The organism is Veillonella montpellierensis, assembly GCF_947090115.1.
Taxonomy (GTDB): domain Bacteria; phylum Bacillota; class Negativicutes; order Veillonellales; family Veillonellaceae; genus Veillonella; species Veillonella montpellierensis.
Window position 1 is genome coordinate 141749 of record NZ_CAMUMS010000001.1, and the last position, 21159, is coordinate 162907.

Here is a 21159-nt window from a genome sequence, read left to right on the forward strand (position 1 = left end):
AGTAATGAAACGAGTGGCAATCATTGGGGGCGGTTTAACTGGTTTAAGCACAGCCTATTATTTAGCACAAGCGCAACCATTATGGCATATTGATCTATATGAGAAAGAAGATCATTTTGGCGGTAAAATACAAACTAAACGTGTTGATGGGTATGTAGTAGAAACAGGACCAGATTCATATTTAGCTCGTAAAACTGAATTAACTGAGTTGATTCAAGAATTAGGATTGGGTCATACGATTGTTAGTAATGCAACGGGGCAAGCTTATATTTATGATAGGGATAGAATGTATCCAATTCCAGGTGGATCCATTGTAGGTATACCTACAGAATTTGTTCCTTTTGCCATATCACCATTAATTTCTTGGAGAGGTAAAGTAAGAGCCGGAATGGATATTTTTAAGGCCCCCTATCCTGTTGAGGGTGATATATCGATAGGACATTTTTTTCAGTATCATTTAGGACAAGAAATGGTAGATAAATTAATTGAGCCATTGCTTTCAGGCATTTATGGGGGGGATATTTATTCACTTAGTTTAGATGCTACATTTCCTAATTTTCATCAGTTAGAAAAAAAATATGGTAATATGATAAAGGGCATGCTTGCGTTGAAGAGAAGACAATCTGAAGTATCTGCATCTGATAAGAAACATGGTACTAAAGGTATGTTTCGGCAAGTAACGGGCGGACTTATCTCTATCATTGATGCCTTGATACATAAAATGCCTAAGAATGTAACATTGCATCAGTCACAGGAGATTATGTCTATTGCTCGAACAACTCAAAATACATACCATATGGTGGTTCGTACATATAATTCGACTGTAACCAATACTGAAGATAATCAATCGACAATGAACGTATCAGATGCTAAGGCAGATATTATGGATAAAAACATTGAAGTGGATTCTCTAATTATTACTACGCCACCACAGGCCTACAAGCATTGGTTTAATGATGATCGAGCTTTTGATGAATTGTCTAGTATGGCGCAGTCATCTTGTGCGATTGCAGTGATGGCATTTAATGCTAACGATTTTGATATTCCTTTAGATGGAACGGGATTTGTTATTACACGGAAAACTAAAACACCATTGACAGCTTGTACATATATAACAAAAAAATGGCCTCAAACAGCACCAGATGATAAAGTTGTATTGCGAGTGTTTTTGGGAAAACCAGGTGATGCTACGGTACAAAATTTATCAAAACATGAATTAGGACAATTAGCTCTTACAGAAATTCGTCGCATTATGGGGTTTACTGCAGAACCATTGTGGATTGAAGTGATGCAACTTATTGATAGTATGCCGCAGTATGTGGTAGGACATAGAGAATTGGTACATCGCATACAAACACATGTAGATCGTACATATCCGGATTTATATTTAATTGGAACACCTTTTGATGGCATAGGAATGCCTGATGGGGTAAAGCAGGCAAGAGAATTGGTAGATAAGATATCAACTTCTTTATAGGTTATTTAGTGGTGCTATATACGCTAGCATAGGATATGACTTTTGATAGTATAGTAGATATCATTATATAGTCAATATAATTAACAGTATATTAGATTAATAGTTTTATGGTAGAATTATAAAATAGTCATATGATTTTGTACTATAGTTTAGATTATTTTAATCTTACATAGAATTATTATAGGAGGCGTTATTATGAAAACAGCACAGACACATGTTCAGAATGTAGAAACAGAAATTACTGCATCTAATGCTGTAGAAACCTTTGAGGGATGGTATAGTTTACATACTGTGTATGGCGTAGATTTTCAGAAATGGCAGGCTATAACACCTGCAGCGCAAGCAGACATGTTGGCGGAATTAAAAGCATTTATTGCGGAACAAGAAGTAGGATATAAAGCTCATACAAGCAGTTACGCCATGTATCATGTAACAGGACAAAAAGGCGATATAATGTTTTGGTTTTTACAACCGACCATTAAAGATTTGAACCGCATAGAAACACAATTAAAAAAATTAAAAATTTTTAGTGTCTTTGAAAAAGGTAGCTCCTTTGTATCAGTTATTGAACAAAGTAATTATCGTAATTATGATATCAATGATCCCCTCATTCAAGCTAAATTATATCCAGATATTCCTCGCAAACAGTATATCTGTTTCTATCCAATGAAGAAAAAACGCGATGGACAAGATAACTGGTTTATGACAGATAAAGCAGAGCGTGCTCGTTTAATGCGTTCTCATGGAAGAATTGGTCGGACTTATGAACCAGAATTAAGTGAATTTACTACGAGTGCAGTTGGTCTTGATGACTGGGAATGGGGAATCACATTAATGTGTGATGATAGTTTACAATTTAAAAAAATTGTTTATGAAATGCGCTTTGATGAAGTGAGTGCTAGATTTGGCATTTTTGGTCCATTTACTGTAGGATCCTTGTTAGATGATGCTGCATTAGATGAAATGTTTAAGTAACGATAGATATATAGATTTACTATTAATATACTTAGTAAGACTTGTAGTATCTTATAGAGATAGGTATAGATTATAGGTCAAGATAGAATATATTTCTATTAGTTTATAGGTGTATATTACATTATATAATAAAAGTTCATGACTAATTATTGTAGTCATGAACTTTTATTATTATAGTTATTTAGTTAGCTCGTCGATTGTCACGTTAATGGTAGAGCTTATATGATCACGCTTAAATTGTATAGAAAGTGTATCTCCTGGCATGTGACTATCTAATATACCTTTTAAATCTATTAGATTTAGAATAGCTTTATTATCTACGTTAATAATAATATCTCCAGGTCGAAGACCAGCTTTTGCTGCAGGACCAGTTGTATCTAGTTTAGCAATTAATAAACCATCATCATTAAATGGGATATTATATTGCTTAGCTGTTTCTTTATCAATAGCCCATAATCCTAAATAGGGACGAATCACCTTCCCGTGAGCAATAATTTCATCCACAATTTTTTTTGCTTGATTAATAGGAATGGCGAATCCCATACCTTCTATACCTGTTTTAGCAATTTTGGAGCTATTAATGCCAATGAGTTGGCCATCAGCATTGATTAAAGCACCACCTGAGTTTCCAGGATTGATAGCCGCATCTGTTTGAATTAGAGGGAAACGTTGCCCTTGAGCATCAATCGTGCGTTGCACGGCGCTGATAACACCTGTAGTAACAGAACCTTGAAATTCAAGTCCCAAAGGGTTTCCTATGGCAATAGCTGGCTCTCCTACCTGCAATGCTTCTGAATTACCCAATTCAATAGGGGATACATCTTGAGATGTATCGATTTTAACGACTGCTAAATCAGTTTCTTCATCGGAACCTATGACGGTACCAGTGACTGAGGAGCCATTTGATAAGGTTACTGTCACTTCGTGATTAGTAGCGCCTTCGATTACATGATTATTTGTAATAATATAACCATCGTGATTATAAATGACACCAGAACCGACACCTTCTCCAACTACTACAGAGCGGTTAAAAATATCTCGCTGGGATATTTGGGTAGTAATACCTACTACAGAAGGACTTGCTTTTTTTACGGCTTGTACTACATAGGTATTTCTTCCATTACTTAGTGGTGCTGTATGAGATGACAAATTGTTTGTATGTGTGTCAGTTGCAATAGAGGTTGAATACTTACATCCTATGATATACCCAAGTAAACCACCAATGATGAGTATGAGTATAATTACACATACAATAATATATTTTTTATGACACAAATAATTGTTATTCAAGGTTAATAACCTCCTTTTCTTTGTAGTATATGGTCACTATATGAACTATCTATGAAAAATTTTAATCCCTTTCTCTAGCATATCATATTATTTTTTATGGTGAAACGTGTGTTACAATATAGTACGGAATGCAATACTATATATTTATATGCATTATACATTATACTTTGTTCTGTATAAATAAGGAGATACTATGAGTCTTGTTGATGAAATTTTAAAGTTTAATAAGCATTTTATTGCTACTAAAGAAATTGATTATGATATACATGATACAAAGTCTAGTAAATTGCCAAGTAAAGAGCTTGCTATTTTAACATGTATGGATACACGGCTTGTTAATTTTTTAGAAGATGCTATGAATATTGGTAGAGGAGAAGCAAAAGTAGTTAAAGTGGCAGGAAATTGCATTAGTGGACCATTTGATCCTGTTGTTCGCAGTTTACTAGTATGTATCTATGAATTAGGTGTGAAAGAAATTTTAGTTATTGGTCATCATGAATGTGGTATGGCTAAGACTACTTCTAAAAATTTAACAGAAAAAATGTTGGCTCGTGGTATTAAACAGGAAGTAATTCATATGATACAGCATGAGCTAGAACATTGGGCAGATGGTTTTCAACATCCTGAGGAAAATGTAGTAGAAACAGTAGAAGCGTTGCAAATGAATCCACTTATTCCTCATGATGTAGTAGTGCATGGGCTTATGTTTCATCCGAGAACTGGTGAAATTATTTCAATTGTTGATGGCTATAAGAGTATAAAGTAGACGTTATTGATCTTTTAAGATACGTGGCGATTGGAAAGTTAGCTAGTGAATTATTTGAGTGTTTTCTTGTGTGAAAGTATACAAATTACTATTAGAATGATGGTTGTAGTTTCTTATTATAATGTAGATAAACAATTACATCTTCTTATATAATTATTACACAGTTTGTAAGTAAAAAAATCTAGCGATCATACGCTCTTTTATTTAGTATTCAGAAAGGAATTCGTATAGGGTCATTAGGGTCTCTAGGCATTGTCTGATAGAGTTGAATTAATAGGAGTTATTATAGTATAAATTGTTAAAACCTTATACATAGAAGTATATATTGCATATTCATAGTTCTTTCATATAGGCTATATTTACCTTTTTTATAAAATTCGATATAATAAATACATAAATCTCGATATTACTATACTTGCTACTATACTTTATGCTTGTATGGCAGACATGAAGTAGTAGCATAGGTATAGTTAGTGTTGAAGAATAGTTTTATTTTATACTCTGAAAGTTAGGGTATGATATTTTCAGTATAGAATAGTGTTATTATGTATGATATAAAGAATGGAGTATCAATTGGAATATACAACAATTATATATGAGGTAACTGATAGAGTAGCTACGTTGATATTTAATAGACCTGAGGTAAACAATGGGTTTAATGTTCCTATGTGTAAAGAAATATTAGATGCTATTGAACGGATTAAAATGGATGACAGTGTTCATGTATTGGTGATTAAAGCGAATGGGAAAGTATTTTCTGTTGGTGGCGACTTAATTGAAATGAAACGTGCTGTGGAAGAAAATGATCAAGAGTCATTAGTAGAAATCGCTGAATTGGTTATGCAGATTTCTTTTGCTATGAAAAAGTTGCCAAAGCCAGTTGTTATGGTGACAAATGGTGCTGTGGCGGGAGCTGCTTTTAATATGGTGCTGGCTGCAGATATCTGTATAGCCTCTACGGAAAGTCGTTTTATTCAAGCCTTTGTTAATGTAGGCTTGGCACCTGACGCAGGTGGAATGTACTTATTAACTAGATCAATTGGCATGAATCGTGCAATTCAATTAGCAATGACTGGAGAAGCGGTTACAGCAGAGCGTGGAAAAGAGTATGGTTTTGTCTATAAGGTGTGTGAACCAGAGGTATTGGATAAACAGGTTGACCGTTTAGTTAAACGTTTAGCAAAGGGGCCAGAGCTTTCTTTTAAAGCCATGAAAGAAATGGTCTGGGCTAGCGTATTTAGTGGTTGGGATGAATATGTCAAATTAGAAGTAGCCTTGCAAAGTAATTTAGGACAAACCGATGATTTTGCAGAAGGTGTACGAGCTTTTGCTGAGCGACGGAGACCTAACTTTACAGGAAAATAAGATTATAACGACTTATAGAGTAGGTATGATTTTATAAGAATCTTTTTTATGATAGTATTAAAAAGAATTTTGACTAATTGAATACTAATTCGATTATTATGAACTGTTTTCTTGCTTATAGAGTGTATACTTCGCTATTTTATCGAATTATGGAGCAATGAATTTGTCTATGTGTTAACGTTTATATATGTGTATTATATTTTAGTATAATTAGTTGAGGTCATATTTTTTATTTGTCCATAGTATCTATACTGAGTATTTTATTTATAGGTATATGCACAATTTCATAGATTTGTAGGTACGGACTCATGTTTATATAGTTACATATCTTATAGAATTTGATATGCTTACATGGAAAGTAACCGTTTTATTTTATGCATATAAAAGTTTATAACATCAACAGATTGATAAATCTCCCCTTTACTGGATGAGCAGTGAAGGGGGGATTTTTATGAGAGATAGTTAATTATTGTCTATCATTTTAATGATTATAGTAAAAATAGGGCAAAAAAACCATTAAATATAGTCAAGAAAAATCGTTGTAGTGGAATTAGAATCATAGCTAATATAGGTGTATAGAGCAATCCTATTAATATAACAAAACTAAAAGGGGCAATTTTTTGGTAGATACTAGACATAGTATCAGGTAGTAAATTTGCTACTATGTGAGATCCATCAAGTGGAGGTAGAGGAATCATATTGAAAATAGCAAAATTAATATTATATAGTACTATGTAGGATACGACTAATTGTAATCCATAAGACATAGGCTGCCAATGATTATATAGTATATAGAGACCAGTAAAAATAAAGGCAATTAATAAGTTAGCTAGGGGCCCAGCTAAGGATACTATGATATCATCACGTCGAGGATGCTTAAAATTCATAGGATTAATTAGCACTGGTTTTGCCCAGCCAAACCGAGCAATGATAAGCATAAATAAACCTAAAAAATCCATATGTGCCATTGGATTTAGAGTGAGACGTCCCATATTATAAGGTGTTTTATCACCTAATGTGTCCGCCATACGTGCATGGGCATATTCATGAAATACCATGGCAATAATAATGGCTGGTAATGAAGCAATAATATGAATTGGATTTATATCAAACATAAGAAACTCCTTATTACATGTAATATCTTTTTTATTGTAGCATGATTGTAGTAATGTATTCAATTCTTATATATCTTAACAGGTTTACTTACTATATGAAATCATTTTACATTTTAATTGTAGGTGTTTTTGGTGCCGAATTATATTTTTATAGTGAATAATTATAATAGATATTTAAAGATTAGCTTTCAAACGGTCCCTTATAGTAATTAGTAACATTCTAATTATAGTATTGGAATAGAGTATAGATGTTTCACTACATTTATTTCATAAGTAGAACGATATAAAAGAATGCGTGATAGTAGACAAATCATAGGAATTATTACTTTTACAGGATAGACAGAAAATAAGCTAGCTAGATTTAATAATATGAGTGCGTAAGACTTATAAAGGGTTGATATTTTATTGTAATTCGCCTAATAATTAGAGGATTCATCTATAGTTCCATTGAAGATGTCATATAGAGATGAGATTATAATAATGATAAATATAGTTCTAAAGGTAATCCTTTATATGCATTTTTAGATTTTTGACTTAGTACAATCATTTCTTTTACTAAATCCATGGCTATTTTGGCACTATCTGCTACAGATTTATTACGTAATATATGTGCTGTAAAAATTGATGAAAAAATATCACCTGTTCCAGAAAAACGCATAGGAATAGGCGTATATGAAATATTAAAATAGGTATTAGTAGTATTGTCATAGCCAATGACGCAATCAATATCCTCTACTTTGGCACTCGTAATAACAATTGATTTAGCGCCCATTGTTCTAAGTGTATTGATGAGAGTAATACTTTCTTTTTTAGATAAGCTTTTGGTGTGACAAGAATTTTTTGCCAATAATAAAGCTTCTGTCATGTTGGGAATGATATAATCAGCTACAGAGATTAATTTTTGCATATATTGTATCGTCTGGTTAGTCATGCCGTTATATAGATGCCCTTCATCGCCCATAATGGGATCTACAAAAATCTTGGTGCCCTTTTTTGATTCGGCAGCACACAAGTCGAATACGATAGATGCTTGCAGTTCTGATGCAATAAAACCAGTACAAATAGCATGAAAAGAAAAGTCTAACTGTTTCCATATAGCTAAGGTATCTTTCATATAGCTAGTTGTGTCTAATATGGAGAATTTCCCATAGTTTAATGTATTAGATATAAGTGCGGTAGGTAAATTATAGACATGAAATCCCATGTGAGATAAAATTGGTAGCATGGCCGCGAGAGCTACTTTCCCATATCCTGGCAGATCATTAATCAATAAAATATGCTGATGATTAGGTTGCGTATGTAATGTAGTCATTAAGAATCCTTTAAATAATATTTGAAATAGATAGATATGTATTTATTCTAGTCATATCGTATTATTATATTAAGTTAGGTATTTATTATAATTGATAAGTAAATTTTTTTCTAGATATAGAGTGGATAATAGTGTTAAAACCTATGTTTGTCAATGTACTAATAGAGTATGTGTAATATATTGGATAGTATGGTACTAAGTAGAATTAAAAAATAATAGTTGATGACAGAGAATTATATGGGAAGATTAGAAAAAGAGAAATAGAATTGATAGAAAAATGGTAAAACATATAAATTCTAAATAAAATAGAATATATTTTATTTTCCTATTCACAAATTCTTTTTATTCATGCATAATAAATATAAGGGAAAGGAGGCACAGGACAATTAATCCTTATAGTGAGGTAGTTATTTATAAAATTGTCTTGATACATATGGACGTGAATGAAATAAAAAGTAAATATATTGTGCCAGCAGTAGCCAATTGTTTATATGCAGTAGGTAAGATTCCAAATTATTTGCCGAATGTTACATCTAAACAAGTTCGTAAAAGCGGAGTTGTAATGAGTGTTGTAGGTGCAGCTATAGCCGTAGGCAGTGTTATTTATGACCAAAACAAGGCTAATAAACATATGGATACATAATATAATAACTGATTTGAGGAAATATGTGATTGCATTGAAAAGCGTCTCTTAGAGTTACATCTAAGAGACGCTTTTTTAGAAGTATTTTTACTGGTTGTATATACGATATTAGTAAGAAATATACATATATAATAGAACCGCAATTTGGATAGACGTGCGAGAATTTATTGAAATCATTATGTGTTTACTAGAAGAGTAGTAGCATTAACGGTCTCCATTAAAGATGGAGTTTTTGACTAATACATAATCAACTTTTTTAATAGCATTTAATGTTTTACCACCAGCATAAGAAATAGATGATTGCAAATCTTGTTCCATTTCTGTCAATGTATCCATAATAGACCCTTTGCTAGGAATATATATTTTTTTCCCTTCTACATTTTTGCGAACGCCTTTTTGATGTTCAGATGCACTTCCAAAATATTCTTTGTGAGGAATGCCATTAATATCTATATTTTTCCCAGGAGATTCAATATGACCTGCAAACAATGAACCAATCATGACCATGGTAGCACCAAAACGAATTGATTTGGCAATATCACCATGATCGCGAATTCCGCCATCAGCAATGATAGGTTTTGTTGCCGCTTTTGCACACCAACGAACAGCGGCTAATTGCCATCCACCAGTACCAAAACCAGTTTTTAATTTAGTAATACATACTTTACCAGGCCCAATTCCTACTTTTGTAGCATCAGCTCCTGCGTTTTCTAATTCACGAACCGCTTCAGGGGTACCTACATTTCCTGCAATAATAAAGCTAGTAGGTAAATTAGCTTTAATATGTTTAATCATATCAATAACTTGATTAGAATGACCATGAGCAATATCAATTGTGATGTATTCAGGGATTAGATTAGCATTTTTTAACTCTTCTACAAATGTAAATTCATCTTTCTTTACACCAATACTGATAGAGGCGAACAAGCCTTGTTCATGCATATTTTTGACGAATTCAGCACGTGTATTAGGCTGAAAACGATGCATAATATAAAAGTAATTATTAGCGGCTAGTTTAGCCGCTAATTTTTCATCAATAATAGTTTGCATATTAGCGGGTACTACAGGTAAGCGAAAGGTATGATTACCAAGAGTAATCGTAGTATCACATTCACTTCGACTTGTTACAATACATTTATTAGGAATTAATTGGACATCTTCATAATCAAAAATATTTGTTGTATTGATCATAGTTACTATATCTCCTTTTGAGGTATTATGAATTTATGTAAAATCTCAAAATAAACCTGTATCATTATACTGTAAATAGAAAAATTTTTCAACTATATATGAACGTTTAGAAAATAATTCTATGAAATGTTCGAAAATATAAAATATAGATACAATTTCTACACATTAATTTTATTCTTTAATGATGTAATTAAATGATTAGTTATGTTATAATTAAAATAAGTTATTAAGAATATGAATGTAAATGAATAAACGCATTAAGCGACATAGAATTAAGTAAATTAGAGAAAGGAGTGCATAGTTGCAATATGCAACTATGAGAATTGTATGATGAAAAAAAGTATATTAGCAGCAGTTGGATTGTTAGCAGTGACAATTGCGTATCAGCCAGTATCACTGGCTAGTGATGTAGGAACAATTACAGTAGAAGGAGTTGCTCATGATACCTATAGAGCGACACAGTCTGTTGTATCAGTTACCAATAAAACTGAACGAAATACAGTGCTAGAAGCAAAGAATGATAATGATAAAGTATCAGAAGATTTTAAAAATATGTTGCATTCGCTAGGTATTTTAGATAAAGATATTCGTACAAGTAAATATGAAATTACTGATAGACAATATCGCATTGGGGATACAGACACATTTAGAACTACCTATGTGGTGACAAATACAGTTGATGTAACAATGAATGATATTGGTAAGACGTCTTATATTATTGATGCAGCAGCTAAGGCGGGTATCAGTGATGTACGACTTAGTAAATTAGACTTAAATACAGTTGCTAAAGATGCTCAACGTCAAAAATTATTAGTGTTGGCCGCTAAAGATGCACGTACTAAAGCAGATGCGATTGCAGCAGCATTAGGAACACGTGTGGTAGGAGTGGATTCATTAGTGGTTGATGATAATTATAACTATAATCCTCGCATGTATCGTGCAGTTAATTTAGCAGCCAAGTCAGATATGATGGACTCTGCATCAGATATAGAAAATGGAGAGAATACAGAGGACTTACATATTAATGTGGTTTTTAAAGTTAAATAATTTTTAGCACTGGTTAGACATTTTTAATGATAGTTTATGAAGGTACTTATACTCACTATACAGAATATTCTGTATAGTGAGTTTTTGATATAGTGATTAGAACTACTATGAGTAAATAATTTCCATAGGAACAATGAATAAGCCTGTTATAGGTTGTTATTGTTAGGTATAGTAAGTGATACATCTATGACTATAGTAAAAATTTAACAGTAGCCTATTGTACTTATGAGGTTTTATTTGTTTAGGATTGATTATCCTACGATAGAATGCATTATTTGTTTGACAGTGATTACTAGAGTATGTGTAGAATAATGAGTGATTTTAGAGACTTTTCTATATAGTGTTTACAGGAATATTCCTATTATAACTCTATGTATTGTAGAAGCAATCTATATTGTGCATTAATGAAAGATACTAGGTGAGAAAATTTATACACCGCGCATAGATGTAGTTATCTTTTGATCAGCGAGGCAAGAAATTGAATTATGAGTGCTATTAATAATAAGAATATACAGCAAGAGGTATATGAACAGTTGGGATATATTTCTTATCCGTTCCCCTATACTACGCCAAATTTTTTAGAAACGCGAGCTAGGTTAATGGGCGTAGTGCCAGCAGAATCAAGAACGGCTAGAGTATTAGAATTAGGATCTACTTTTGGTGGAAATATCATTTCTCAAGCTTTATTTCAACCAGAATCTACATTTGTAGGGGTTGAACTATCAATAAGTCAAGTTGATTTAGGACAAGCGATTATTGAATCCTGTGAAATTCCAAATGTTTCTTTGATTGCAATGGACATTGCTAATATCGATAAATCATTTGGTACATTCGACTATATTATTGTCCATGGTATGTATTCATGGGTTAATGATGTAGTTAAGGATCATATACTACGAATTTGTAGTGAAAACTTAGCGGAGAATGGGATTGCCTATATTTCTTATAATACATTTCCAGGGTGGCATGTAATGGAAGAAGTGCGCCAATTAATGCTATTTGCTAATCGACATCTAGAAGGTTGGAGTCATAATAAAAAAGTTCAACATGCCAAATATATAGCTAGTGTCATTGGTACAGAAATTTTAAATTACAATGATTTAAAACAAAAAAATCAAAAATTCTTACAGGCTCTTAAAAGAACGATACAAAAAGATGACTATTATGTGGGACATGATCATTTAGAGCCTCATAATGACCCAGTTTATTTTCATCAGTTTATAGAGCATGCTGCAAAATATGATTTGTCCTATTTATGCGATGCAGATTTAACGCTATCGGCAGTATCCACATATGATAAGGCATTGGCTAGTCGATTGAAGAAATTGGCACCAGATAGTCGTATAGAGCAAGAACAATACTTAGATTTTATAGTGGATACATCATTTAGAAAATCTATATTCTGCAAGTCTAAATTGGCAACAAAAACAACGCCTCATTTATGTTCTATAGAAAACTATAGTGATGCAATGGTAGCTGATATATTGTCAAACTTTCACTTTCAAGTGATGTTTGATAAAGAATTTATTAATACTATTCCAGATGCTGTTATGCGTAGTACCTTAAATAAGTTACATGATATGGAAAGAAGTTTTCAGTTTGAACAATCTATTGCTATAGTGAAAGAATCAATTAGATATGTTCTTCATACGAATGAGGCAGATCAAGATAGTTATAGAAATTATCTATCGCAATGGCAACATTTATTAGTGGAACATTGTATTAAAGGTGGTATACGATGTATGTATTCTGATATTTCTCCACATTCATATGAAGATAATCGCAGTTATATTCCAAGCAAACTTACTCAATTTATAAAAATTACTGTTCTGAAGGAAGGTAAAGGCAAATTATACCCCGCTAATATATATAATGAAGCAGTGGGAGACATTAGTGAGGAAGATATTCACTATATGGAATTTTTCAGCCTTTCAAGGGAAAAACATGAAATTATAGATGAAATTTTGCGATTTTCTTTTGGGACTACTACGTGTCAAGATTCGACGTACGCTATGTTAGCCGATAATTATTATGAAGCATTGATTAATCGATTTACTACATTAGGATATTGGTGTATATAAATATAAATTGTTTTTACAACTTGCAGGTATATTTATAAGATATTGGCAACTAGAGAATATATAAAATAATTAACTGTCATTAGTATCTATAGGAATTATAAAAAATAAATTTTTATAAAATAAGTAGTAGTATTTATACTTATATAAGCGTATAATATAAATTACTAAGAATATAAAGACAAATTGGAGGGTTGTCTTTATAACAGTATGAAAGGGATGGTTATCATGAAATTCTTAGCAACAAAAGGTTGGGGTATTTTATTTAGCTTTATCTTAGCAATACCATGCTGGTTATTAGGTAAAGCATTTCCTGTAATTGGAGGACCTATCTTCGCTATTGTATTCGGTGTTATTATTGCTATGTTTTATAAAAATCGTTGTAAGACAGGCGAAGGTATTGGTTTTGTATCAAAAAAAGTACTACAATATGCGGTTATTTTTTTGGGCTTTGGATTGAATATTGCAGAAGTTGTAAAAGTAGGCTATGATTCATTACCTGTTATTATTTCTACGATTTCTACTTCTTTGATTGTTACTTTTATCTTATATCGTGTTATGAATTTAGAGACAAAATCTGCTGTATTAATTGGTGTAGGCTCCTCAATTTGTGGTGGTTCTGCCATTGCTGCAACAGCACCTGTTATTAAAGCAGATACAGAACAGATTGCACAAGCAATTTCAGTAGTATTCTTTTTCAATGTAGTAGCTGCGTTTGTATTCCCTAATCTAGGTGACTTTTTAGGATTTACTAATGCGGGATTTGGTTTGTTTGCTGGTACAGCTGTTAATGATACATCGTCGGTAACAGCCACAGCAGCTATCTGGGATGAAATGCATCCTGGTTCAAATGCGCTTGAATATGCAACTATTGTTAAACTAACACGTACATTAGCTATTATTCCTATTACATTATGTCTTGGTGCTTATGAAGTATATAAAGCAAAACGTAATCAATCGGAAAGTGGCGAAGAAGTTAGTGTTAGAAAAATCTTTCCACACTTTATTTTATATTTTGTGATCGCTTCTTTAATTACTACTGTATGCATGGCATCAGGAGTTAGTGCTGAATTTTTTGCACCTTTGAAAGAGTTATCTAAATTTATGATTGTTATGGCTATGATGGCAATTGGTTTAAATACTGATATTCTTAAGTTAATTAAAAGTGGTGGACGTGCGTTACTTTTAGGTGCTTGTTGCTGGATAGCTATTTCTATCGTTAGTATTTATGTACAACATTTAATTGGTATGTGGTAATTCGTATGATAGAAACTAATTCCTCCATGTAGTTAAGTAGGAAAAGCCTACAGAGAATAATTATTCTCTGTAGGCTTTTTGTATATCGTTAGATCTTTGCAATTCTATGAAAATCAACCGGCTAAATTATTTACTAGGCAGATACAGTTTGTTTAGAAAAAGTATCTAATGAGCAGATAGTAGGTTACCTGTAGTATAATAATTTTCACACTATATCAGTATAGTATGGGAAATTATAATTTATACAAGTAAGGTTTTCTATCGTCAAAAATATTGATTTTGGAACGAATATCATTAATTATATCTATATCAATAGTAGTTAGAGCAATAGCTTCATGCCCTTCTAAATGAAGCAGTTCTTTGCCCCATGGATCAATTAGTAGTGAGTTACCGGCACATTGGGCTTTTCCGATTTTTCCACAACCATTAACAGCACATACATATAATTGATTTTCAATAGCTCTAGCAGTAGAAAGGGTAATCCAATGATTAAGTCGCATAGTAGGCCATTGGGCGGGAATGAATAGAACATGAATGTCTTGTAAAGCCGCCATCCTGACAAGTTCAGGAAAACGAATGTCGTAACATGTTACCATACTACAAGGGATTCCATCAAAATAGAATTTACTTATTTTTTCGCCACCTTTAAAATATAGATCTTCTTTTGCTGGTGTAAAGCAGTGAATTTTATTGTAGGTACCAACAACATCGCCAGCGCGATTAAATGCATAGGAGGTATTATATATTTGTCCGTTATAGTTAGTAGTTACGGATCCACCTAATATATTAACATTATATTTGTGAGCAAAATTCCCTAGCATATCTTTTGTGTGTTCGCCGTTGGTGTCAGCTAATTGTAACAAATCTTTTGATGGATAAAATCCTGTATTCCATGTTTCTGGAAGTACAATAATATCTGGTTGTAATTGTGCGGCTTGTTCTAATAAGCATAATGCATTTTTATAATTATACTCTGTATCTTTTACATGTACATTCATTTGAACCACAGCAATACTTTTTTTCATAGCTTACATACTCCTTATTGTTAATACATGTTTTTTAGTGTAATGAAAAGTAATGTAACATCATATTATTTTGTTCATTAGAAGTAGTAGATAGGAATGGTCTTGTTTAGATTAAATAAACTATCTGTTGTCACCTATCATCTTTCATGAGTGAAGATGACATATAATATGTTACTTATGTTAACACTGTATTATATATTATAACATTATAAGAATATAAAATGATTTATTTCCTATCTTAATTTAGTAAATTTATGATCTATATTTTGTATCTATAAATAGACGAGTAGAAATTGAAGTCATTAGGAAGATGTATGCGATAGAATATCTTATCGTAATAGGATGATTGATTAGGAGTACTATACAGTAGTACTATACAGTAGTTCTGTATGAGTGATTATTTTTATGAAAATATAGTATATAAAGAAGAGTAAAAATATTGGAGTGGTGTCGAGTCATGTAATTTATAATTTTTATAGGCAATAATAAATATCATCATATATATAGTATATATGATAGCATTAGAATTTATTACTGATTATTTTTAAAAAAAATGATAAAATAAAAGATATTCAAAATTACGAGCGTGTTGATAGTATATTCTTATGTACCAAACTAATATAAGGAGAGAGTCATGAAGCGTTTATATGGAATAATCTTAGTGCTTATATGTATGGTTATTACAAGCGGCTGTTTATTTGAAAAAACAGGACAAACAACACCTGTAAAAGAAGTAGAAACGCAGCAATCTAAGGTGCCTACAGAAGTTCCTAAAGGAATTCCTGTTCTTATGTATCATAAAATTGGTAATGATGTAAATAATGATGCGGTAATTCGTGAAGACTTATTCAAAGAACAAATGAAATTTTTGAAAGATAACGGATATCATACTATTTCTATGGAACAACTCTATGATTTTGTTATGCATGGTACACCAGTTCCAGTAAAACCTGTTGTTTTGAATTTTGATGATGGGTATGCGGATACATATAGCATTGTGTATCCTGTATTAAAAGAGTTGGGACTACAAGCGACGATATTTGTAAATCCTGGTGATGTGGGTACTCGTTTAACATGGGATCAACTTAGAGAAATGAAATCTGGTGGTATGACTATTTCTAATCATGGATTTCAACATATAAGTATGGGTGACTTATCTAAAAAAGAGCAAATTGCTAATATAGAAAAAGGACAAACTAAATTAGCCTCAGAATTAGGAATTATAGATAATCATTGGTTTTGTTTTCCTTATGGAGATATGAATGAAGATTCCCATGAAGCGGTCAAAACTGCAGGTATTGCTATGGCAGTGACAATGAATTCTGGATGGGTTCATACAGGAGATGATCCATATACATTAAATAGAGTTTGGATTGGTAATGCCGTTGATATTAAACATTTCGAAGAGCGATTAAGTACAGAACATTACTCTAATTTATAATATCATGTAACAGTAGTAGAGGTTAATATGAAATCATTTTTAAAAAAAACATGGGTTAAATTTATTATTAGCGTGTGCATATTCACAATTATTAGTGCACCATTTGTGATTCTTTTAGGACCATTTAATAATGTTAAACGCGCCGTAGTAGGGGCTATTTTACAGTCGCGACATCCATTTTATATTACCTGGCTTTTTGATGAAAGTCAGTTGCAAAAAATCTTAGGTACTGTAGGTACTGTTAAAAATCAAGATTTATTTAAGTTTGATGTGAAAGAAGATAATACATTAAATTTACAAAAAATAGACTCTAATCGATTTGTAGGCTATATTTTAGAAATACCTAATCCAAAGAGAGTTCAAGTAGCTACTGCAGCTAATATAGAGGAAAAAGGAGATACAACGAGTAACATTGCTAAGATGAATGGGGCTGTAGCAGCTATTAATGGCGGTGGCTTTCATGATCCTAATGGGACTGGAACAGGACGATTACCGTATGGATTCATTTTAAACGATGGGAATTATATTATTGGTAAAGATGTGGGACCTGATGAGCCCGTAGATTTTGTAGGATTTTCTAAATCGGGTAATTTAATTGCCGGTAATTATAATAAAACAGAATTAGCTGATATGAAGGCGAAAGAAGGTATTACTTTTGGCCCCCCATTGATTGTAAATGGTAAGAAGATGATTACAGATGGTGATGGTGGTTGGGGCGTTGGGCCTAGAACAGCTATTGGTCAGAAGAAAGATGGTACGGTTTTATTTTTAGTTATTGATGGTCGCCAACCAGGATATTCTATTGGCGCTACCTTGCGAGATGTGCAGGATATTTTATACGAAAAAGGCTGTTATATTGCAGCTAATTTAGATGGTGGTTCGAGTACGACTTTGTATTATAATGGGAAAGTAGTAAACAAACCAGCTGATTTACTAGGTGAGCGTATGATTCCCACAGCATTTATTGTAAAATAGGAGGTACTATGAAACCATTTAATAAAGTGTTAAGTTGTTTTGTAGTGGGTATACTTCTACAAGGTGGCTTATATTACTATTTAGATCAAGTTGTTTTCGCACCAACAACCGAATTTAGTGTTAGCAGTACTGATGAAGATTTAGAACAAGGCGATTTTCCTGATATAAAAAGTGGCCATAAATATGTATCTCATGATCATCAATATATGGCAGTTGTCACAGAGGAATCGCTCAAAATTTACAAATCCGGTGAGGATACTCCAATTGACGTCGATCTAAAGGGACGTTCTATTAGTTATTTTGAATGGATGCCAGATAGAGCATTAGCTATTATGGGGTTATATGGTGGAGAAAAAGATGAAGTTGTATTAGCTAGACTTGATCCATCGAATCCAGAACATGAGGTGGATACAGAAATTGAAGATGCCCCTAGAAGTAGTAAAATTGTCGATGTAGCCTATTCAACAGCAACTAATGTTGTGTATATGAAATTGAAGATAAGCGACAATGTGTACAGAATTTATCGTACAGATGCCAATTATGATACACGTCGTGTTTATATGCAAGCTTCTAATATAGGGCGTATAGCTGTATTTTACGATAAAGATAATTTCTTCTACGATAATGTTCGCACAGGCGATGTATTTATGTTTGATGGTGTTGAAGGTGGATGGCGAGTTATTAATCCAAATGGACGATACCGTTTGATAGGTGTTGATAAAGCTAAACATATTTATATTGCTAAAGTTGATAAGGATGACAATGCGATTTCCGTTAGCGAAGGAAAATTAGGTGTTGGCTTTACGACTGTATTTAGCTATAAAACACCAGTTACTTTATCGGAAGTGACCATGTCGGAAGTGAAAAAAATCATGGAAAATGGTAGCGATAACACAGTTAAAGCAACAGATGATACTGATACAACAGAAAAAAAGAAAAAATAAATATATAGAAGCTATATACTCAGATTGAAAATGTTTAGGAGTGAGTAATATGGGTAAATTTAAAATACAAAAAGGTTTATCTGATACAGATATGTTAAAAAATATTGTAGAAGAAGATAATTTTGAAACAATTATGTTGGAAAAAGACGCAATCAGAAATAAACCTAAATTTCACCAATCACTAGTACAGACGCAAGAGTCTTTTTATCAAGAATTTTTAACAGATAAGGTAAAAACACAAATTGGTAAAATGTTATTAGATATTAAAATGGAGTACTTTCGTGAGGGTGAAGGGGATTTTTCTATCCAAGTGAAGCGAAATGGAAAACATATCCTATTGGAAACAGCACCTAAAAAGGTTAAATAAATAAAAAAGCATTAATGATAAAAGATTAATTTTATCATTAATGCTTTTTATATACAAAGTTAAGTGCTATATAATATTTATACCATAATTTTGAATGTATTAGATTGATATATTTCGGTATAGTATAAATCAAGAGAAATGTTATGACTAAAAGAGATAGTTAATAAAATTGAGATATCACTATATTTTGTAGGCATTAAATGGATAGAGTTGATAGTAGAACGATAAAAAACACACTATCATGATTAATTCGCATAGAAAACATGTTGACAAAGAATTTTATAAGTAGTGTAATATATGTATATCGAGAAGAGAAATCTTTCATGAGGTCACATTTATGAAAGGTTAACAAAAGGTTAACTATCGATACAAATCTAAAGTGCATAGATATATTGAAATAGTTTAGAGGATATTTTAATTGCACTTTATCAGTGGAGGAGAAGAATTATGAGTAAGAAAAAAGTAAGAATTATGGAAACCGTTCTTCGTGATGGTCATCAATCCATTTTAGCGACTCGTATGCGTATTGGTCAAATGTTACCAGTATTAGAACAATTGGACGAAGTTGGTTATGATGCTCTTGAATGCTGGGGCGGTGCTACCTTTGACAGTTGCTTACGTTTCTTGAATGAAGATCCATGGGAACGTCTTCGTACCTTAAAAGCACACGTTAAAAATACACCATTACAAATGTTGCTTCGTGGTCAAAATTTATTGGGCTATAAACATTATGCAGGCGATGTGGTAGATGCATTTGTTAAAAAAGCAAAAGAAAATGGTATTGACCGCATTCGTGTATTTGACGCATTAAATGACCCAGAAAATATGAAAGCAGCTATTGAAGCTTGTAATAAATATGGTGTTCATGTACAAGGCACAATGGTATATACTATTTCTCCAGTTCATACGAATGAAATGTTCGTTGATGTAGCAAAAACATTAAAAGAAATGGGTATTGACTCTCTTTGCATTAAAGATATGTCTGGATTATTAGCTCCTTACGATGCTTACTCGTTAACTCAAGATTTGAAAAAAGTGCTTGGTGATAAAACTCCTATTGACTTACACAGTCATTTCACTTGCGGATTAGCTAGTGCTACTTATCTAAAAGCTGTTGAAGCTGGTGTTGATATTATTGATACTGCATTAAGCCCATTTGGACATGCAACATCTCAACCAGCTACAGAAAGTATTGTTGAAATGTTTAAAGGTACTGAATACGATACAGGTTTAGATTTAGATAAATTACGTCCATTGGTAGAACATTTCCGTAATGTGCGTAAAGAAATTGAAGATGAATTTGGTATTAAAGCTGCTCATGAAGTATTACCAGAAGTTCGTCGTTATCAAATTCCTGGTGGTATGTTATCCAATACTCAAAATCAATTAAAAGAAATGGGTATGGCTGATAAATTCTTCGATGTTATGGATGAAATGCCTCGTGTTCGTGCTGATTTAGGATATCCTCCATTGGTAACTCCAACTAGTCAAATTGTTGGTACTATGGCTATGATGAACGTAAACTTTGCAGCTAATGGTATGGATCGTTATACTGCAACTCCTAATGAAGTAAAAGATTTAGTACGCGGTAAATATGGACATTTACCAGCAGCTATTTCTGAAGAAATTCAGAAAAAAATCTTGGGCGATGAAAAAATTGTACCTTATAGCCCTGCAGATATTCCAAATGAAATGGATAAATATCGTGCAGAATTAAGTGAAAAAGGTTTTGTTGATTTCTCTGAAGAAGATGTATTATCCTATGCATTATTCCCAGAAGTAGCGTTAAACTTCTTTGAACAAAATGCTACACAAGTATTCCAAAAATCTTTAGGAAAAAAATAATTATAGTGTAAATCGATAAGTATTTATAATTATTAATAGTAAAAAA

General features: G+C 32.3%; 18 protein-coding genes. 13 read left to right on the forward strand and 5 right to left on the reverse strand.

Annotated features, from left to right (window positions below):
* Window positions 1–4: 4 nt before the first annotated feature.
* Window positions 5–1477, forward strand: coding sequence for a protoporphyrinogen oxidase (gene hemG / locus P6940_RS00670; protein ID WP_277292885.1), 1473 nt, complete (start codon window positions 5–7; stop codon window positions 1475–1477).
* A 195-nt stretch (window positions 1478–1672) separates the two neighbouring features.
* Window positions 1673–2452, forward strand: coding sequence for a hydrogen peroxide-dependent heme synthase (hemQ, locus tag P6940_RS00675; protein WP_277292886.1), 780 nt, complete (start codon window positions 1673–1675; stop codon window positions 2450–2452).
* A gap of 177 nt (window positions 2453–2629) precedes the next feature.
* Here hemQ and P6940_RS00680 read toward each other — a convergent pair whose 3' ends face one another.
* Complete coding sequence (locus P6940_RS00680) at window positions 2630–3742, reverse strand: S1C family serine protease (RefSeq protein ID WP_277292887.1); 1113 nt, start codon at window positions 3740–3742, stop codon at window positions 2630–2632.
* A 193-nt stretch (window positions 3743–3935) separates the two neighbouring features.
* Here P6940_RS00680 and P6940_RS00685 point away from each other — a divergent pair, with 193 nt between their 5' ends.
* Together P6940_RS00685 and P6940_RS00690 are read left to right on the forward strand one after the other, a co-directional pair.
* Window positions 3936–4508 (forward strand): beta-class carbonic anhydrase, encoded by a 573-nt coding sequence (locus tag P6940_RS00685; protein ID WP_277292888.1) that lies wholly within the window; start codon window positions 3936–3938, stop codon window positions 4506–4508.
* A gap of 573 nt (window positions 4509–5081) precedes the next feature.
* Window positions 5082–5873, forward strand: a complete 792-nt coding sequence (locus tag P6940_RS00690; RefSeq protein ID WP_277292889.1) for an enoyl-CoA hydratase — start codon at window positions 5082–5084, stop codon at window positions 5871–5873.
* Between the two features lie 488 nt (window positions 5874–6361).
* On the opposite strand, the gene P6940_RS00695 is transcribed toward P6940_RS00690, so the two are convergent.
* Both P6940_RS00695 and P6940_RS00700 read right to left on the reverse strand, forming a co-directional pair.
* The gene (locus P6940_RS00695) at window positions 6362–6988 is read right to left on the reverse strand and encodes a site-2 protease family protein (RefSeq protein ID WP_277292890.1); all 627 of its coding nucleotides are present in this window, start codon (window positions 6986–6988) and stop codon (window positions 6362–6364) included.
* A 472-nt stretch (window positions 6989–7460) separates the two neighbouring features.
* Entirely contained in the window at window positions 7461–8300 is an 840-nt protein-coding gene (locus P6940_RS00700; RefSeq protein WP_277292891.1) for a pyridoxamine kinase, read from the reverse strand.
* A 439-nt stretch (window positions 8301–8739) separates the two neighbouring features.
* Between P6940_RS00700 and P6940_RS00705 the strand changes: the two genes are divergently transcribed.
* Window positions 8740–8943, forward strand: coding sequence for a hypothetical protein (locus P6940_RS00705; RefSeq protein ID WP_156004863.1), 204 nt, complete (start codon window positions 8740–8742; stop codon window positions 8941–8943).
* A gap of 204 nt (window positions 8944–9147) precedes the next feature.
* Here P6940_RS00705 and guaC read toward each other — a convergent pair whose 3' ends face one another.
* Window positions 9148–10134, reverse strand: coding sequence for a GMP reductase (gene guaC / locus P6940_RS00710; protein ID WP_028257228.1), 987 nt, complete (start codon window positions 10132–10134; stop codon window positions 9148–9150).
* Between the two features lie 327 nt (window positions 10135–10461).
* On the opposite strand from guaC, the gene P6940_RS00715 reads away from it, so the two are divergent.
* The 3 genes from P6940_RS00715 (at window position 10462) to P6940_RS00725 (ending at window position 14516) form a co-directional block, all read left to right on the forward strand.
* Window positions 10462–11181 carry an SIMPL domain-containing protein gene (locus P6940_RS00715; protein WP_277288286.1) on the forward strand — a complete coding sequence of 240 codons (720 nt, stop codon included), beginning with the start codon at window positions 10462–10464 and terminating at the stop codon, window positions 11179–11181.
* A 485-nt stretch (window positions 11182–11666) separates the two neighbouring features.
* Window positions 11667–13262 carry a class I SAM-dependent methyltransferase gene (locus tag P6940_RS00720; RefSeq protein WP_277292892.1) on the forward strand — a complete coding sequence of 532 codons (1596 nt, stop codon included), beginning with the start codon at window positions 11667–11669 and terminating at the stop codon, window positions 13260–13262.
* Window positions 13263–13487: 225 nt separating this feature from the next.
* Window positions 13488–14516, forward strand: a complete 1029-nt coding sequence (locus P6940_RS00725; RefSeq protein ID WP_277292893.1) for a YeiH family protein — start codon at window positions 13488–13490, stop codon at window positions 14514–14516.
* A 233-nt stretch (window positions 14517–14749) separates the two neighbouring features.
* On the opposite strand, the gene P6940_RS00730 is transcribed toward P6940_RS00725, so the two are convergent.
* The gene (locus P6940_RS00730; RefSeq protein WP_277292894.1) at window positions 14750–15541 is read right to left on the reverse strand and encodes a carbon-nitrogen family hydrolase; all 792 of its coding nucleotides are present in this window, start codon (window positions 15539–15541) and stop codon (window positions 14750–14752) included.
* Between the two features lie 634 nt (window positions 15542–16175).
* Between P6940_RS00730 and P6940_RS00735 the strand changes: the two genes are divergently transcribed.
* From P6940_RS00735 to P6940_RS00755, 5 genes are all read left to right on the forward strand, one after another.
* The gene (locus tag P6940_RS00735) at window positions 16176–16982 is read left to right on the forward strand and encodes a polysaccharide deacetylase family protein (RefSeq protein WP_277292895.1); all 807 of its coding nucleotides are present in this window, start codon (window positions 16176–16178) and stop codon (window positions 16980–16982) included.
* Between the two features lie 27 nt (window positions 16983–17009).
* On the forward strand, window positions 17010–17957 hold the full coding sequence (locus tag P6940_RS00740; protein WP_277292896.1) for a phosphodiester glycosidase family protein: 948 nt from the start codon (window positions 17010–17012) through the stop codon (window positions 17955–17957).
* Between the two features lie 8 nt (window positions 17958–17965).
* Complete coding sequence (locus P6940_RS00745) at window positions 17966–18901, forward strand: hypothetical protein (RefSeq protein ID WP_277292897.1); 936 nt, start codon at window positions 17966–17968, stop codon at window positions 18899–18901.
* Window positions 18902–18950: 49 nt separating this feature from the next.
* The gene (locus tag P6940_RS00750; protein WP_028257220.1) at window positions 18951–19268 is read left to right on the forward strand and encodes a hypothetical protein; all 318 of its coding nucleotides are present in this window, start codon (window positions 18951–18953) and stop codon (window positions 19266–19268) included.
* A 447-nt stretch (window positions 19269–19715) separates the two neighbouring features.
* Window positions 19716–21113, forward strand: a complete 1398-nt coding sequence (locus tag P6940_RS00755) for a pyruvate carboxylase subunit B (protein WP_028257219.1) — start codon at window positions 19716–19718, stop codon at window positions 21111–21113.
* The last annotated feature ends 46 nt before the right edge of the window (window positions 21114–21159 follow it).

Coding starts and splice junctions, on each gene's coding strand:
- P6940_RS00745 (WP_277292897.1), top strand. CDS start 17,966: ATGAAACCATTTAATAAAGTGTTAAGTTGTTTTGTAGTGGGTATACTT.
- hemG (WP_277292885.1), top strand. CDS start 5: ATGAAACGAGTGGCAATCATTGGGGGCGGTTTAACTGGTTTAAGCACA.
- P6940_RS00695 (WP_277292890.1), bottom strand. CDS start 6,988: ATGTTTGATATAAATCCAATTCATATTATTGCTTCATTACCAGCCATT.
- P6940_RS00720 (WP_277292892.1), top strand. CDS start 11,667: ATGAGTGCTATTAATAATAAGAATATACAGCAAGAGGTATATGAACAG.
- hemQ (WP_277292886.1), top strand. CDS start 1,673: ATGAAAACAGCACAGACACATGTTCAGAATGTAGAAACAGAAATTACT.
- P6940_RS00740 (WP_277292896.1), top strand. CDS start 17,010: ATGAAATCATTTTTAAAAAAAACATGGGTTAAATTTATTATTAGCGTG.
- P6940_RS00700 (WP_277292891.1), bottom strand. CDS start 8,300: ATGACTACATTACATACGCAACCTAATCATCAGCATATTTTATTGATT.
- P6940_RS00755 (WP_028257219.1), top strand. CDS start 19,716: ATGAGTAAGAAAAAAGTAAGAATTATGGAAACCGTTCTTCGTGATGGT.
- guaC (WP_028257228.1), bottom strand. CDS start 10,134: ATGATCAATACAACAAATATTTTTGATTATGAAGATGTCCAATTAATT.
- P6940_RS00730 (WP_277292894.1), bottom strand. CDS start 15,541: ATGAAAAAAAGTATTGCTGTGGTTCAAATGAATGTACATGTAAAAGAT.
- P6940_RS00715 (WP_277288286.1), top strand. CDS start 10,462: ATGATGAAAAAAAGTATATTAGCAGCAGTTGGATTGTTAGCAGTGACA.
- P6940_RS00725 (WP_277292893.1), top strand. CDS start 13,488: ATGAAATTCTTAGCAACAAAAGGTTGGGGTATTTTATTTAGCTTTATC.
- P6940_RS00735 (WP_277292895.1), top strand. CDS start 16,176: ATGAAGCGTTTATATGGAATAATCTTAGTGCTTATATGTATGGTTATT.
- P6940_RS00685 (WP_277292888.1), top strand. CDS start 3,936: ATGAGTCTTGTTGATGAAATTTTAAAGTTTAATAAGCATTTTATTGCT.
- P6940_RS00750 (WP_028257220.1), top strand. CDS start 18,951: ATGGGTAAATTTAAAATACAAAAAGGTTTATCTGATACAGATATGTTA.